We start from the raw sequence: 15994 nt of genomic DNA, 5'->3' as shown, positions 1-15994 counted from the left end.
GTGCTCCCGATGCGGTTCAGATGTCCAGCCGGCAGGGGCCGGCAGCGGCGGAGATACAGGTCTGTACGGGGATGCTGTCGCCGGGCTCGGCGATGGTGAGCCGGCCGTCCCGCAGGTCGCGCACCGCGCCCTCGCGCAACGGCAGCACACAGCTGAAGCAGATGCCCATGCGGCAGCCCGACGGCATCAGCACGCCGGCCTCCTCGCCGGTCTCCAGCAGCGGCGCGGTTCCGTCGGTGCCGACCCGGACGCCGGACCGGGCGAAGGTGACCTCGCCGCCGTCGCCGGCGGCGAGCAGCACCGGCCGGAAGCGCTCCAGGTGCAGCCGGTCGGCCGGGCCGGCGTCGGCCCAGTGCGCGGCCAGGTCGTCGAGCATCTCGTTGGGCCCGCAGGCCCAGGTCTGCCGGTCGAACAGGTCGGGCACCAGCTCGGTGAGCTCGGCCGGCTTGACGCGGCCCTCGGCGCGGGTGTGCCGCTCGATCAGCCGGATCCGGCCGGCGGCGAGGGCGCGCAGCTCGGGGCCGAAGACGGCGGCCTCCGGGGTGGGGGCCGAGTGCACCACGACGACGTCGGTCAGGACATCCAGGTGGCTGCGGAGCATGCCCATCACCGGGGTGATGCCGCTTCCGGCCGTGACGAACAGCGCCTTGGCCGGCGCCGGCTCGGGCAGCACGAACTCGCCCGCGGGCGGCTCCAGGTGTACGAGCGTGCCGGGTCGGCAGCGGCGGACCAGGTAGGTGCTGACCGCCCCGCCGGCCACCGCGGTCACCGTGATGGTGACCCGGCCGTCCGGCCGTCCGGGCGCGCTGGTGATCGAGTACGAGCGCCACAGTCGCACGCCGTCGACGTCGACGCCGACGCGCAGGTATTGACCGGGACGGTGTGGCCGCCAGCCCACTCCCGGCCGGAGCACCAGGGTCGCGCTCTCGGCGGTCTCGGGCCGGATGCTTTCCACCCGGCCGCGCAGGACGCCCGGGTTGCGCAGCGGCGCGACGGCGTCGAGGTAGTCGCGGGGCACGACCGGAGTGGTGAGCGCCTCGACGAGACGCCAGGCGCCGTCCCGTAGGGTTTTGGTTACAGCCACATAACAAGCCTGCTGTGTCCGCCGAACAATAGCCTGGCCCAGCGGGGGTAAATCGACGGTAGAACTTTGTTCCGCGCGAACAACCCGATCTTCGAGACCGGGGGAGGACAGGATGAACGACGCGCTGCCCGACGTCCGGGCCTTCCGGCTGTCGCCCGAGGTGGCGAGGCCGCTGCGGCACGGCCTGCCGACCGTCGCCGTGCAGACGATCAATGCGATCACCGCCGAGGTCCCCGCCTACCGCGATGCGTTCGCGGGCGAGTTCGGGGCGAAGCTCGAGCGGGCCGTCCGGGCCGCGCTGGGCACGTTCCTCGAGCTGGTCTCGCGGGCGGAGGAGTCCGAGTCCCGGGCGCCGCTGGCGTCGGCGCTGGAGGCCGCGTACGTCCTCGGTCGCGGCGAGGCACGCAACGGCCGCAGCCTGGCCGCCCTGCTGAGCGCCTACCGGGTCGGCGCGCGGGTCGCCTGGCGTGAGCTGGCGGCGATCAGCGTCGCGACCGAGCAGCCGGCGCCCACCGTCGCGCACTTCGCCGAGCTGGTGTTCGCGTACATCGACGAGCTGTCCGCGGCCAGCGCCGCCGGGCACGCCGACGAGGTGGCGGCGTCCGGGCGGACCCAGCTGCTGCACCGGGAACGGCTGGCGCACGCGTTGATCTCGGGGGAGCCGGAGCACGCGCTCGTCGCCGCGGCGGCCCGGGCGCAGTGGGATCCGCCCCGGACGCTGACCGCGGTCCTGGCCCCGGACCGCGTCGCCCGGACGATCGCCGACCAGTTCGACGCCCGTACCCTGCGGCTCAGCGAAGCGATCCCCGGTGCGCCCGACCGCTCGGTGCTGCTGATCCCGGAGGCGCACGGCAACGCCCGGGCCACCCTGCTGCGGCGGGTCAAGGCGCACGGCGTGGTGGTCGGACCGGCGCGGCCGTGGATCCGGGCCCTCGAGTCCTTCGACCGGGCGGTTCGCGCCCTCGAGGTGCTGCGCCCCGACGTGCGCGGTGGCTGCCTGGACACCGAGGACCACCTCGCCGCGCTGATCGTCACGGCCGACCCGCAGGCGCTGGCGGATCTGCGCGCCCGGGTCTTCGCGCCGCTGTCCGGCATGAGCGAGGCCGCCGTCGCCAAGCTGCTCGAGACCTTGCGCAGCTGGCTGGCGCATCAGGGCCGCCGCGACGAGATCGCCGCCGAGCTGTTCGTGCACCCGCAGACCGTGCGGTACCGGATGACCCGGCTTCGCCAGCTGTACGGCGACCGGTTGCGCGACCCGGACTGGATCCGGTCGCTCACCGTGGCGCTGGTGGCCCCGAACCCGGCCTGAGCGGGCGGCCGGCCGGCATGGCGGCAAGCTCGTGCGTCGTGATGACGACACATCAGCGGTCGGGCCCGGGACAGCGGCGAGGATCGGGACATGACCGTGCACATCCGGGGGAGCTCGGCAGTCGCCGACCGGCCGGCCGACGGTCCGCTGGATCATCTGCGCACGCTGATCCAGGCTCTCCCGGTCCCCACCGCGCCGCTGACGTTTCCCAGCCGCGAGGCGGCGTTCGGGCTGGCCCTGATGGACCTGTCGTTCCGGCTCGACCACGTCCCGCGGTTGTCGGAGCGCCTGACCCTGATGGACCGCGGGCACATGAGCCGCGAGATCAGCGTCGACGTCGACCTCGACCTGATCTCGGGGCGCCTGCGCGACACGCTCATGGTGCCGGGCGACGCGGGGCCGGGCGGCGGGGCGTCGTTGTGGGTGCCGCTGTCCCGGTACAGTCGCCGCGACCTCGCGCCGGTGGCCATCCGGGAGCCGAGCGGCGAGGTCGTGCCCCGGCTCTCGCATCGCGACGCCGACCGGGTCACCGCCGCCGCGTTCGTCCGGCTGCTGTTCATGCTGATCAACGCGCACGACGACGTGGCGACGCCGGGCCGCCCGGTGCACCAGCTGCGGCACACCCACCAGCGGTCGCGCTGGCTGATCGAGGCGGCGATCACCGAGCTGATCATGGTGGGGCCGCCGCCGGGGCAGCGGCTGCACACCCCGCTCGATCACGCCCGGCTGCCCGCTCGCTACGGCAGCTCCGAATCCGTACGCAATCTCGCTCTGCTCGGTCTTGATGCTCTCTTCCCGGCGGAGGGCGGGGACCGTCTGCTGCCGTTCGCGCGGCTCCTGCAACTGGCGAGCCGGCAGCACATCCTGGTGGCGCAACTCGGGCTGGACCGTCCGCGCCGGTTCCTGACCTGGGACGCACCCCTGCTGCCGGCCCAGCACCGCCCGGCCCCGCGGCAGACGCTGGCCAAGAACCTGCTGCCGGTGAACCGGGAGTTCGTCGTGGAGTACGAGACCGAGATCCCGCGATCGGTCAAGGCCTACCACCTGACCCTGGAGGTCCGGCAGGAGATCAGCGTCCGCCGGTTCCTGATGTCCAGCGACGTCGACGAGGAGTTCGTCGAGGTGCTCGCCCAGGACCTGGAGTCGGTGGCCCGGCGCGCCGACCGGCTCGGCACCCACCACAAGCTGCTCGAGCTGGAGATGCAGGGCATCGCGTCGCGGCTGGCCGAGCTCGGCCGGCGACGGCTGGTCGACCTGGCCGGCTACGAGGCCTATCTCGCCCGCCTGCCGATTCCGGTCGGCCCCGGCTCGGCGCCGCCGCGCCGGCTGACCGCCGAGGAGGTCATCGCGGCGCTGTCCGCGGGCGACTGCTCCCTCGACGTGCTGGCGGCGTTCTGCGCGCACTACTCGGCCGACGGCATGCAGCACCTCGCCCGCAGCGGGCTGGCCGGCCCGGCCCTGCGCAACGTCGCCGCCGGCCTGCGCGCCGCGCAGATGGGCCGGGACATCACCACCGACAACGACCCGCGTGAGCACGGCGCCCACGCCCATTGGCGCCGGCCCGCGGTGGAGCTCAGCCCGCAGTCCACCGAGCCGGTCCGGGTCTTCGCGTTCATGGCCCTCGCCGACGAGGCGCCGGCCCTGATCGAGAGCATCACCCGGATGGTGGCCGGCCTGGCGCTCGTGGTCTTCGGGATCGGGACGCTGCTGTCCGGCGGGGTCGCCTGGCTGTATTCGTCCGCGGTGTCCGGCGACTTCGTGCCCGAGCAGGCCGACGCCGTGGTCGCGGTGCTGCTGCTGGTGCCCGGCCTGCTGCTGGCCCGGCTCGACCTGCCCAGCACCAAATCGGTCCTCGGCCAGCTGCACAAGTTCCAGCGGATGCTCGCCGCCGCCTCGGTCGCGGTGACCACGGCGCTGGCGATCGCCGTGGGCACGGTGCAGTCGGACCGCGAGATGATCCGGCTGTTCCAGGTCGCGCTGGGCATCCTGATCTTCATTCTGGTCTGCTGCCTGTGCGAGTTCTACGCCCGGCGGATCCACCGCGGCAGCTCGGTGCCGCGGTCGGCCCGGGTGCCCCGCTGGCTCCGCGACGCCCGGCGCGCCACCCGGCCCGCCGTCGAGCCGGACGACTTCTTCGACGCGCGTGGCGAGGTGTGAGATGAGTATGCCGGCCAACTTCACCAAGTCGTCCGAGCTGGCCCAGATCGCGGCCGAGGCGGCCGGCACCTACTTCTCCTCGGTCGAGTTCACCCTGACCCACGGCTACGGCCCGCTGCCCACCTCGGTCATCGGCGCCGACCCCGACAAGGAGGACCCGACCGCCTGGCCGACCGACTTCTGCCACTTCTCGGCGGCCGGGCTGTCGGTGTCGGCGTCGATCTGGCCGTCGGCGATGTCGGCGTTCCGCGGCCGGGTGCAGATCGGCCAGGTGGAACACGCCGGCGACAAGGACACGTACTCGTACTCCGGCCATGCCGTGCCGAACCCCGGCTTCCTCAACCAGTCCACCCGCAAGGTCGAGGTCCTGATCACCCTGGGCAACACCCACTGGTCGCCGACCTACCGGGAAGCCCTCATGCAGGCGCTGGTGATCGAGAAGCTCACTGGGCTGGCCGGCCAGCGCGGCGCGCCGGTGCTGCATCTGCACACCCCGGTCGCGCCGGTGCCTCAGATCAGCAAGTCCGAGCGGGGCGACGGCTCCAACGAGCGGCTGCGCGACGCGATCGGGCCCTGCCTGCGGTTCTCGATCGGGGTGGATCCCAAGATGGCCGAGGCGCGACTGGATTTCGAGACCGAGCTGGCGGCCCTGGCCGAGGAGTACGGCTTCGGCCTGAAGCTCGACGATCAACGGCTTCATCGGGTACGGGGTGACTGGTTCACGATTCGCGGATTCGATCGGGAGCGCTACCGCCAGGCGCGCGGCCGGCTGTTCCCGGATTCGCCGGTGCTCACCCCGAAACGGGCGGTCATCGCGAGCATCGTCGGGCCGTCGCGGGCCGGCACGACCGCCGCGACGGTGCGGGCACTGCGCGAACGCGGCATCGGGGTGCTGGCCGCCTCGATCTCCAGCATGCGCAAGACGACGTTCATCAACCTCGTGCTGCCGGTCGCCGCCGACGCGCCCGAGGACCTGCCGCAGTGGACCGGCGGCTGGCTCGACGCCCTGCCGCGGCTGAGCGCGTGCGCCAGCCACCGGCCGGGCGCCGCCGGCTCCGCCGCGGAGAGCGTGATCGCGGACTGGAAGGTCGCGCTGAGCCCGGCGATGCGCTGCTCCTACCCGCCGTCGAGCCAGCAGACCGGGGCCACCGCGACCGGCCGGGTGCCGTACCCGATCTGGTTGTGGTGGCAGCTCCCGCACCGCACGGTCGACACGCCCGCGCTGCTGGCCGAGGTGCAGGCGGCGCTGCAGCCGCACACCCGCCGATGCGACATCGCCTACGCCCAGTCGCGGCTGTGCCGGGGCGACGTCGTACGCGGCCGGGCCAAGCTCATCGTGATGCTCTCCCAGGAGCACCGCGACCACGCGGCGGTGCAGCGCCTGCTGACCGACGCCACCGAGGTGGCGCAGCTGCGCATCCGCGAGTGGCTGCCGGCCCTCGGCCGGGTCGATCCCAGCAAGGTGCGGCTCCGGTTGTCGCCCCGCGAGCGCTGGCTCAGCTACGCCGGGATCTCGGCCTGATCCGGATCCGCTCGCATCCATGCCGATCGATCAGCCGGGGGACTGCGCTTAGAGTAGCCATGCGAGAACCGTGTGCTCGCACTACATCGCTCGGGGGACCTGGATGCTCTTGACGAGACATCGCATCAAGGAATCGCACCTCGATCTGCTCTGCCGCGGAGACGGCAGCGCGGACCTGACGGAAACCCTCTGGCAGACCGAGTTCAGCCGGCGCTTCCTGCTCTTCCACTCGGTGGTCGACCTCCTCACCGGGCGGCCGGATCTGCTGGGGCCGCTGCCGCCGCCGGCCGCTTCGCTCGATCTGCTGATGGCGATGGACGCCTCGGACCGGGCGTCGTTCCGGGACCTGCTGATGCACCCGCAGGTCGGCAGCTGGGCCGCGTACCTGCTGCGCCGCGCGCAAGGGCTCGCGGAGTCGCCGGCGCCGATGTGGGTGGATGCCGGAGTGCTGCACGCGCTGGCCTTCGTCGGCGCGGTCCGGCAGGGCCGCGACTGGGCCACGGTTCTTCCCGCCCGCGACGGCAAAGCGATGCTGCCAGGGCTGGGCATGGCGGTGTTCCCCGGCCGCGGGGCGTGGGGCGCGGTCGAGGCCGAGACGAGCGGCCGCCAGGTGACGCTGCGCCGCGGCGCGCGGGAGGTCCGCGTCGCCGCCGACGGCCGGAGCCGGTCGGGTGACGCGCGGTGGTGGCCGCTGCGGCGCCTGCGGGCGGGCTCCGGGCCCGTCCTCGCGGTGACGATCGACGACATCGACCCGTATCGCGATCTCAGCGACCCGGTCCCGCCGCGACGACTGCCGGAGGCCGGCCGCCGGCGGTGGGCGTCGCTGCTGACCGAGGCCTGGGAGATCCTCTGCACCCAGCACCGGGCCGCGGCCGAGGCCATGGCCGGCGGCGTGGTCTCGCTCGTGCCGCTGGCCGACGGCGGCGGTGCGGCGCGGAGCGCGTCGACCGGCGAGGCGTTCGGCAGCGTCCTCGTCTCCGAGCCCGGCGACGCCGTGTCCCTGGCGGTGGCGCTGGTTCACGAGTTCGCCCACATCCGGCTGGGCGGCCTGCTGCACCTGCTGCCGGTGACCTCGGGCGGCGAGCAGGAGACCCGCTACGCCCCGTGGCGCGACGACCCGAGGCCGCTGCCCGGCCTGATCCAGGGAATCTTCGCGTTCACCAACATCGCGGCGTTCTGGCGGGTCCAGGCCGGCGTGAGCCGGTCGCCCGCCGACGAGTTCGAGTTCGCCCTCGCCCGCCGGCAGGTCGAGCAGGTGCTGCGGGAGGTCGCCGGCTCCGATGCGCTGACCGAGGTCGGCGAGCGCCTGATCGACGGCCTGACCGGCCGGGTCGCCGCGTGGCGGTCCACCTCGGTCGCCGAGATCCCCGCCCGCGCCGCCGAGCTGGTGGCCGCCGCCCACCGGACGGGTTGGCGCCTGCGGCACCTGAGCCCGGCGAAGGAGACCGTGGACCGGCTGGTGGTCGCCTGGTCGCGCGGCGAGGACGCGCCGGCCCTGGATCCCGCGTACGTCGTCGCGGCGGGAGAGAAAGAATGGTCCCAGGCGCGGCTCGCGCTGGCCCGTCGCTGGGTGGCCCGCGGGGACGAGCCGCTGACCGATCGCCTCCGGGCGCTGGGCGCGGACGACGCCGACGCCGCCCTGCTGCGCGGCGAGCGCGCCGCGGCCGCCGCGGCCTTCACCCGCCGCCTGCACGCCGACCCGGACGACCTGGACGCGTGGAGCGGCCTCGCCCTGGCCGCCGGCGAGCCCGCCGCGGTCGTCCTCCGCGAGCATCCCGCTCTGGTCCGGGCCGTGCATCGCGGCGTGCCCCCGCCGGGCCCCGAACCGGCCGTTCTGGCGGACTGGCTGGCCCGGGCGCGGATGGCCGGATGACAGCGGCTCCGCCCGTCGAGATCAGGCCGTGGGGAGCCACTGTCAATGGTGCCGGTGCGGCCGGGCCGGTATGAGAGACTGACGGAGACGAATGCGAAAGGTCCCGCGCGCCGCCCAGTTCGGTGACCGCACGCTCAGTCTGGCAGGCCCGGCTTTGAGAAGGGAATCTGCGCTGTGGATCTCGATCCCCCAGAGATCGAAACTGATTTGATCGATTTAACCGCTACTTCTCTTCACGATCTCTGCGAAACCGACCGCCAATTGCTGGAGCCGTCGAAGGCCGCGCTGCACGGCCAGCTGGAGCACGCCCGGTACAACCTGGGCACCGGGCCGCCCGGGCGCATCGACTGAGGTCACGGACGGCGCCCGCCTCAGGTTACGGACGGCGGCGGCGCGGTGCCGCCACCATCCGTGATCCGGTCCGGCTACAGCGGCATCGGGTCGACGTCGCAGTCGGCCCGCAGGTTCTGCAACGCGTTCAGCGTGGCCGGGTGCCGCTCGCCGAGGGCCCGGCGCAAGCTGGCCAGGGTGTCCGAGAGAATCCGGTCGGCCTCGGCCACCCGCGCCAGCGCCCGCAGGTCGAGCGCCAGGTTGACACTGCAGGCGAGCGTCGTGGGGTGGTGGGCGCCGAGGGCGCGCTCCGACCTCGCCAGCGTGTCGACGTCCTGCTCGTAGGCGTCGGCCACATCCCCGACCGCGAACAGATCGCTGCCGTAGTTGGTCGCGCAGATGAGCGTGACCGGATGGTCGGGGCCCAGCGTCTCCCGCAGGATGCTCAGCGACTCCTTGTCGTGCGCGAGCGCCGTGTCGAGCTCGCCGTCGAGCCGGAGGACGACGGCGAGGTTCGTCCGCGCCGAAAGCGTGTACGGGTGACGCGCGCCGAACAGCCGCAGATACCTTTCCAACGTGTCCTCGCCGAGCTTGCGAGCGCCCTGCAGATCGCCGTCGTGGCGCCGGTCGACCGCGAGGTTCTGAGCGGTCGCAATGGTGTCGGGATAGTCGTCGCCGTACCGGCGCTGGTATTTGTCGAATGTCTCGGTGGACATCTTCAGCGCGCCCGGGTGATCGCCCGCTTTGCGGCGCGCCACCGAAAGCGCCCGCGCCGAGCGCAACGTGGCCGGTGCGTCCTTGCCGAAGATCTCGATGCTCCGGGAATAGGCGGCCTCGTGCTCTTTGCGGGCCGCCACGTAATCGCCGGATTCACGCTTGTCGATAAGCAGGTTGTAGAGCGACAGGGTGGCGGCGTCGCTGTCGGAGCCGAGCACATTGACCAGACGGCGATAGTTGTCCCGGTCGAGTTTCTCGGCTTCCCGGAACCGGCCCAGGAACCGCAGATTGACGCCGAGGCTGTTGGTTCCTTGCAGCGTGATGGGATCGTCCGCGCCGAAGGCCCGCCGGGCGGTGTCCACGGCCCGCTGATCGAGTTCCAGGGCGGCGTCGAAGTCGCCGATCACCCGCAGGTCCATGGCCACGACCTTCATCGCGTCCAGCGTGCCCTCGTCCTCGTCGCCGAAGGACTCCAGGTAGAGGTCGAGGGTCCGCTTGTCGAGTTCCCGGGCCGCTTCGTACTTGCCGTTGACGAAGTACATCCAGCCCAGCCATTTCGCCAGCCGCAGGGTGTGCGCGTCGGCGGGGCCCCGGTCGGCCTGGCGGTGTGCGAACGACTGCTCGGCCAGCGCCTCGCTGCCTTTGTGGTCGCCGAAGTAGTAGAGGTATTGCACGACGCTGAACACGAGGTCGTGCACGCGCGGCTCGTCCGAGGCGACCGCGTCGGAGGCCTCGATGTGGGCCCGGAGCGCGCCGTAGCGGTCCCATTGGCTGCGCCGGCTCGGCTCGTTGGGGTCGGCGTTCGCCAGCAGCGTGTTCGCGCCCCGGCGCATCCGCTTCTGCTGTTCCGCGTCCATGCTGTCGGCGAGCACCAGCCGGATCAGCCGGTGGATCTGCAGCGTGTTGTTGCGGTGGTCGTATTTGGCCAGGGCGAGCTTGAGGATGTCGCGGATCGCGCGGCCGATGCTGTACGTGTCGCGCAGCATGGCGTCCAGCTCGGGCGTGATGTCGGCCGCGCTCGAGCCGGTGAAGAGATTGCGGGAGATCGGCTCCGGCGCGAAGAACGAGCAGACCTGCAAGAGCTGCAGAGCGGCCAGGTTCTGCTCGGCCAGCTTCTCCAGCGACATGCTCCACGCGGCCCGCACGGTCAGCCGGTAGTCCGGCGGCGGGTCGACGTCGAACAGCTCCAGGCGTTTCTCGCTGAGCAGGCGCAGGTATTCGTCGGTCGCCATCCCGGTGGTGGCCCGCCAGGCGGAGGCGGCCTCGATCGCGAGGGGCAGGTCGCCGAGCGCCTCGGCGAGCCGGTTCGCGTCCTCGTCGCTGAGATCGCTGTTGCGGTTCTGCAGGAACGTCTTGCTTTCGTCGCGGGTGAAGACATCGACCTCGAGGGCGCGGGTGCCGCGTTCCCAGTCCGGGTTGCGCGAGGTGACCAGGATCCGGCCGGCGCCACCGGTCGGGAAGTATTTCCGGGCCTCGGTGGGATCCTCGGCGTTGTCGAAGACCAGCAGCCAGTCGCGGTAGCCGGTCGCGCCGGTGCTCAATGCCTCCTGCACGGCCGGGACGGCCGCATTGGCCTCGAGGCTGACATCCAATTTCAGGCGCTGCGCGAGTTTCGTCAGCGAGGTCAGGATCTGACCGGTCTCCTCGGCCGGGATCCACCACACCAAATCGAATTCCTGGCTGTGCCGATGGACGTATTCGATGGCGATCTGCGATTTTCCGACGCCGCCCATGCCGTGGATCGCCTGCGGCAGGACGGCGGTCTGGCGTCTTTCACTCAATTCGCGATGAAGTGTTTCCAGAAATTCCTCGCGGCCGGTGAAATCCGGATTTCGCTGTGGCACATCTCCCCAGACCTGGGGCAGCTTTTCGTGGATGAGCTTCCGATCGGCGACGGGAGCCATATCATCCCCAATCTCTTCGCTCGTGTCGCCTTGGGTCGCCGGCACGGCCTCATCATCGGCCCCCGAGGTGGGCTCAATATCATCAGCGGACTTGAATTTTATTCGCGTGTCGTGCAGGTTGTCCATATCACCATTTTCGTCACCAAAGCCATCAAGCTGACCCTCGGGGCCTTCGAGCAGCGAATCCCCCGATGTCGGACCTGGTGGCAAGGGGTCGGCGAGCGCCGCGGGAGTGTCACTGCCGGCAGCGGCGTCCGCGCCCGGTCCCGAGCCCAGCTCGTCGAGCAGCTCGAGCCGCTCGGCGACCTGCAGGACCCAGTCGCGCAGCTCGACCCCCAGCGTGCCGTCGAGCTCGGCCGCGACCCGGCGCACCAGGGCCAGTGCGGTGGCGATCGCCTGATCGCCGGTGTTGCGGCCGGCCGCGAGCTCGAAGGCCTGCACGAGGTCGGCCGGGGGCTCGGCGAGGCCGGCGATCGTCGACCGGGCGATCTCGCGCCAGGTCTCCTCGTCCGCTTCGGCCATGGCGTGGCGGAGCAGCTGATGCGCCCGCTGGCTCTCGCCCTGCAGCAGCAGGCTGGACAGGCTGGCGTTGTCGACCAGGGAGCAGGCCAGCCGGGTGCCGGGCGCGTCCGGCGCCATCACGCTGAGGGCCTCTTTCAACGCCCGGAGCCCGCCCCTGGTGCTGATGCAGGCGAGGACGATCTCGATGACGTGGGTCCGGGCCTGATCGCGTTCCGGGACGTCGGGGAACGTGCGGACGTCACGCCGGACCAGATTTATCAGCAATCTGCGGTCGGTCAGGCTATGCGTGACGGGCACGTCGACCAGCGCGGCCACCAGCGCCTTCCGGAGCTCGGCCGCGGGATCCCGCTTGGTGACATGGGCCAACGTTAGAGCCCCCAATGCTGCGATGACGTGGGACGACGCGCTTCAATGAAAGATCGGGCCTAACGAATAGGTTGGCAGCCTACTGGGTCCGGCTCCAAGGCCCCAAGCCAAGGCTTACAGCTGAAGAGATTCTGAGTCGGCATCCGGACGCCATTAATGCAACTTGCACGGAAAGGCGGGCCATGCCCGAGTATGTGCAGTGTGCCGGCGGAGTCGCAAGTGGATCTGGCTTTCCCGCCCGGCCGGGCAGAAAGTTCGTCAGAAAATGCGACCGCAAGTGGTCGCAATGGGCAGCGCCCATGGCCGGGACGGGCCGGGCCGCCCAGGTCCCGCGCATGGTCTCGCCGGGCCGGGCCGCTGCGGCCCGGCCCGGTCCCGGCTATCGGCTACACGCCGGCGGCCGCGGCAACGGCCCGGCCGGTGAGGACCCGGACGAGATGACGCCGGTACTCCGCCGAGGCGGTCACGTCGTCGCGGGGTGAGGTGCCCTCCGCCGCGGCCATGCAGGCCTCGGCGATGGCGGCCGGTTCCGCGGCGCAGCCGGCCAGCGCCTGCTCGACCGCGGTCGCCCGCAGCGCCGTCGGGCCCATGTTGGTCAGCGTGACGCGGGCCGACTCGATGCCGCCGTCCGAGCGCCGCACCATCGCCGCCACCCCGACGATCGCCCACGCCTGCACGACCCGGTGGAACTTCTCGTAGTGCGAGCCCCAGCCCTCCACCTTGGGCACCTGCACCTCGACGAGCACCTCGTCGTCGGCGAGCGCCGTGGTGAACAGGCCGACCGCGAAGTCGGCCGCGGTGACCACCCGCCGGCCGGACGGCCCGGCCAGCACGTACCGGGCCTGGAGGGTGGCCGCCGCCGCGGGCAGGTCCGCGGCCGGGTCGGCGTGCGCCAGCGAGCCGCCCAGCGTGCCGCGATGACGGACCTGCCGGTCGCCGATGGTGGCCGCCATGGTGGCCAGCAGCGGCGCGAACCGGCGTACGAGCGGCGACGACGCCACCTCGTCGTGCGTGGTCATCGCGCCGATGGCCAGGAAGTCGCCCTCCTCGCGCACGCCGCGCAGCTCGGCCACGCCGCCCAGGTCGACCAGCACGCTCGGCGCCGAGAGCCGCAGCCGCAGCACCGGGAGCAGGCTCTGGCCGCCGGCCAGGATCTTGGCTTCGTCCCCGGCCTCGGCGAGCGCGGCGACCGCCTCGTCCACACCGGTGGGACGCAGATAGTCGAACGCGACCGGGATCATGACCGTCCACCCTCCGTTCCGGCTGTTCTGATCGCCCGCCAGACCCGCTCCGGCGTGCAGGGCATCGGTACGTCGGTCACCCCGAGCGGGCGGAGCGCGTCGACGATCGCGTTGACCACCGCGGGCGTGGCCGCGATCGCGCCGGCCTCGCCGACGCCCTTGACGCCGAGCGGGTGCGTGGTCGCCGGCGTCTCGGTGCGGTCGCTGACGATCTCCGGCAGGTCGGCCGCCGTGGGCGGCGTGTAGTCGACGAAGGAGCCGGTCAGCAGCGTGCCCGACTCGTCGTAGACGGCCTCCTCGTGCAGCGCCTGCGCGATGCCCTGCGCGACCCCGCCGTGCACCTGCCCCTCGACGATGGTCGGGTTGATCACCTTGCCGACGTCGTCGACCGCGATGTACTTGCGGATGGCCACGTGCCCGGTCTGCGTGTCGACCTCGACCGCGCACAGGTGCGTGCCGTGCGGGAAGGAGAACGTCTGCGGGTCGAAGGTCGCGTCCGCGTCGAGCGTCGGCTCCACCCCGTCGGGCAGGTCGTGCGCGGCGAACACGGCGAAGGCGCAGTCGGCCATGGTCTTCGCCGCGTCCGGCGTGCCCCGCACCCGGAACGCGCCGCCGGTGAACTCCAGGTCGTCGGGGCTGCACTCGAGCATGTGCGCGGCGACGGTACGGGCCTTGTCGCGAACCTTGCGGCACGCCTCCACCAGGGCGATCCCGCCGACCGCGAGCGAGCGGGACCCGTACGTGTCAAGGCCTTTGTATGAAGAGCGAGTGTCGCCGTGCAGGACCTCGACGTCGTCGAACGCCACCCCGAGCTCGTCCGCGACGATCTGGCTCCACGCGGTCTCGTGCCCCTGCCCGTGCGGGCTGGTGCCGGTGACCACCTCGACCTTGCCGGTCGGCAGCACCCGCACCGCCGCCGTCTCCCAGCCGCCGGCCGCGTACCGCAGCGCGCCGAGGATGCGCGACGGCGCCAGCCCGCACATCTCGGTGTAGGTCGACGTGCCGATGCCCAGTTGCACCGGGTCGCCGGACGCGCGCCGGTCCGCCTGCTCGGCGCGCAGCTTGTCGTAGCCGAGCAGGGCCAGCGCCTTGTCGGTCGCGGCGGCATAGTCGCCGGAGTCGTAGACCAGGCCCGCCACCGTGGTGAACGGGAACTCCTCCTTCTTGATCCAGTTGCGCCGGCGGATCTCGATCGGGTCGACGCCGAGCTCGACGGCGAGATCGTCCATCGCCCGCTCGATCGCGTACGTCGCCTCGGGCCGGCCGGCGCCGCGGTAGGCGTCGGTGATGGTCGTGTTGGTGAACACGCCGTCGCACTCGAAGCGGTAGGCGGGGAACTTGTAGATCGCGTTGTACATGAACGCGCCGAGGATCGGCACGCCCGGCCCGACCAGCCCGAGGTAGGCGCCCATGTTGGCGGTGAGCTTCACCGAGATGCCGGTCACCGTGCCGTCCCGGCGCGCGGTGAGCCGCACGTCCTGGATCATGTCGCGGCCGTGGTGCGCCGACAGCATGGTGTCGCTGCGCGTCTCGGTGTACTTCACCGGGCGGCCGACCCGCCGCGCCGCCATGAAGGTGATCAGCTCCTCCGGGGTCACCTGGAGCTTGCCGCCGAAGCCGCCGCCGACGTCGGGGGCGATCACCCGCACCTTGTGCTCGGGCGTGCCGGTGAGCAACGCGTAGAACACCCGCAGGATGTGCGGGATCTGGGTGGCCGACCAGATCGTGTACTCGCCCGCGCCCGGGTCGACGATGACGCTGCGCGGTTCCATGAAGGCCGGGATGAGCCGCTGCTGGACGTAGCGTCGCTCGATCACCACCTCGTCGTCCGCGGCGGCGACGTCGCCGCCGGTGCCGGCTTGCGCCGAGTCGAAGACCCACGTGTACGACTTGTTGGTGCCCTTGTCCGGATGCACCAGGGGCGACCCCTCGGCCAGCGCCTGCTCGAGGTCGAGCACCGGCGTCAGCGGCTCGTAGTCCACCTCGATCGCCTCGAGGGCGTCCATCGCGCTGGCCTGGTCGCGCGCGACGACGACGGCCACCGCCTCGCCGTGGTGGCGCACCGTGCCGACCGCGAGCGGCGGCCGGTCGGGGTGCACGATGTCCTCGGTCACCGGCCACGCGCACGGCAGGCTGCCCTGCACGTCGGCGACGTCGGCGCCGCTGAACGCGGCGACCACGTTGGGCCGGCCCAGCGCCGCCGAGGTGTCGATCGAGGTGATCCGGGCGTGCGCGTACGGGCTGCGCAGGATCGCCATGTGCAGCAGGCCGGGCAGCGTGATGTTGTCGGTCCAGCGGGTGCGGCCGGTGATCAGCCGGGCGTCCTCCTTGCGCTGGCGTTCGCGGCCGACCTCGCGGTCGTCGGTGACGGTCACGACGGCACCTCCCCGTTGCGCAGCTCGGCGGCGGCGGCCCGCACGGCCCGGACGATGTTCTGGTATCCGGTGCAGCGGCACAGGTTGCCGGAGAGGCCGTCGCGGATCTCGTCGTCGGTCGGGTCGGGGTTGTCGCGGAGCAGGTCCACCGCCGACAGCATCATGCCGGGGGTGCAGAACCCGCATTGCAGGCCGTGCAGCTCGTGGAAGGCCCGCTGCACGGCGTGCAGCGAGCCGTCGGGGCCGGCCAGGCCCTCGACCGTGGTGATGCTGGCGCCGTCGGCCTGCACGGCGAGCACCGAGCAGCTCTTGACGCTCTGACCGGGCCGGTCGGTGGCGCCCATGAGCACCGTGCACGAGCCGCAGTTGCTCGTGTCGCAGCCGATCACCGTGCCGACCTTGCCGATCTGTTCGCGGAGATAGTGGACGAGGAGAGTGCGCGCCTCGACGGTGTCGATGTATTGATTGCCGTCGACGGTCACGGAGATTTTGGCGGTGGAAGACACGGCGCCTCCCGCGGTTGGGCGAAACCAGCCCGCGGCGGACGCACACGGGCCACTGCATTACGGTGAGTTTCCTCACTGATCACAGGCG

The 15994-nt window shown here is 72.0% G+C and carries 10 protein-coding genes; 5 read left to right on the top strand and 5 right to left on the bottom strand.

The window, feature by feature from the left end; genetic code table 11:
- Window positions 1-16: 16 nt before the first annotated feature.
- A complete protein-coding gene (locus ACFQS1_RS18625; protein WP_378969807.1) occupies window positions 17-1084 on the bottom strand; it encodes a ferredoxin reductase in 1068 nt (355 codons plus the stop codon).
- Window positions 1085-1196: 112 nt separating this feature from the next.
- On the opposite strand from ACFQS1_RS18625, the gene ACFQS1_RS18620 reads away from it, so the two are divergent.
- The 5 genes from ACFQS1_RS18620 to ACFQS1_RS18600 all read left to right on the top strand — a co-directional run bounded on the left by ACFQS1_RS18620 (window position 1197) and on the right by ACFQS1_RS18600 (window position 8296).
- Window positions 1197-2393, top strand: coding sequence for a PucR family transcriptional regulator (locus ACFQS1_RS18620; protein WP_378969805.1), 1197 nt, complete (start codon window positions 1197-1199; stop codon window positions 2391-2393).
- A 90-nt stretch (window positions 2394-2483) separates the two neighbouring features.
- Entirely contained in the window at window positions 2484-4550 is a 2067-nt protein-coding gene (locus ACFQS1_RS18615; RefSeq protein ID WP_378969803.1) for a hypothetical protein, read from the top strand.
- 1 nt (window position 4551) lies between these two features.
- Window positions 4552-6072: a hypothetical protein gene (locus ACFQS1_RS18610; RefSeq protein ID WP_378969800.1), complete on the top strand. Its 1521-nt coding sequence runs from the start codon at window positions 4552-4554 to the stop codon at window positions 6070-6072.
- Between the two features lie 103 nt (window positions 6073-6175).
- Window positions 6176-7945: an HEXXH motif domain-containing protein gene (locus ACFQS1_RS18605; protein ID WP_378969798.1), complete on the top strand. Its 1770-nt coding sequence runs from the start codon at window positions 6176-6178 to the stop codon at window positions 7943-7945.
- 174 nt (window positions 7946-8119) lie between these two features.
- Entirely contained in the window at window positions 8120-8296 is a 177-nt protein-coding gene (locus ACFQS1_RS18600; RefSeq protein ID WP_378969795.1) for a hypothetical protein, read from the top strand.
- 74 nt (window positions 8297-8370) lie between these two features.
- Here the strand turns inward: ACFQS1_RS18600 and fxsT are convergent, their stop codons facing one another.
- The 4 genes from fxsT to ACFQS1_RS18580 form a co-directional block, all read right to left on the bottom strand.
- Window positions 8371-11784: an FxSxx-COOH system tetratricopeptide repeat protein gene (fxsT, locus tag ACFQS1_RS18595; RefSeq protein WP_378969793.1), complete on the bottom strand. Its 3414-nt coding sequence runs from the start codon at window positions 11782-11784 to the stop codon at window positions 8371-8373.
- A 386-nt stretch (window positions 11785-12170) separates the two neighbouring features.
- Complete coding sequence (locus ACFQS1_RS18590) at window positions 12171-13025, bottom strand: FAD binding domain-containing protein (RefSeq protein WP_378969791.1); 855 nt, start codon at window positions 13023-13025, stop codon at window positions 12171-12173.
- Window positions 13022-15400 (bottom strand): xanthine dehydrogenase family protein molybdopterin-binding subunit, encoded by a 2379-nt coding sequence (locus tag ACFQS1_RS18585; protein WP_378969789.1) that lies wholly within the window; start codon window positions 15398-15400, stop codon window positions 13022-13024. Before ACFQS1_RS18585 ends, ACFQS1_RS18590 begins: the two co-directional genes overlap by 4 nt.
- Complete coding sequence (locus ACFQS1_RS18580; protein ID WP_378969787.1) at window positions 15397-15906, bottom strand: (2Fe-2S)-binding protein; 510 nt, start codon at window positions 15904-15906, stop codon at window positions 15397-15399. The genes ACFQS1_RS18585 and ACFQS1_RS18580 overlap by 4 nt, the downstream gene beginning before the upstream one ends.
- Window positions 15907-15994 lie beyond the last annotated feature (88 nt).

It is taken from the genome of Paractinoplanes rhizophilus (genome assembly GCF_042664765.1).
GTDB lineage: Bacteria > Actinomycetota > Actinomycetes > Mycobacteriales > Micromonosporaceae > Actinoplanes > Actinoplanes rhizophilus.
The sequence above is the reverse complement of the archived record's forward strand: the minus strand, read 5'-3'. Positions and strand labels throughout refer to the sequence as shown.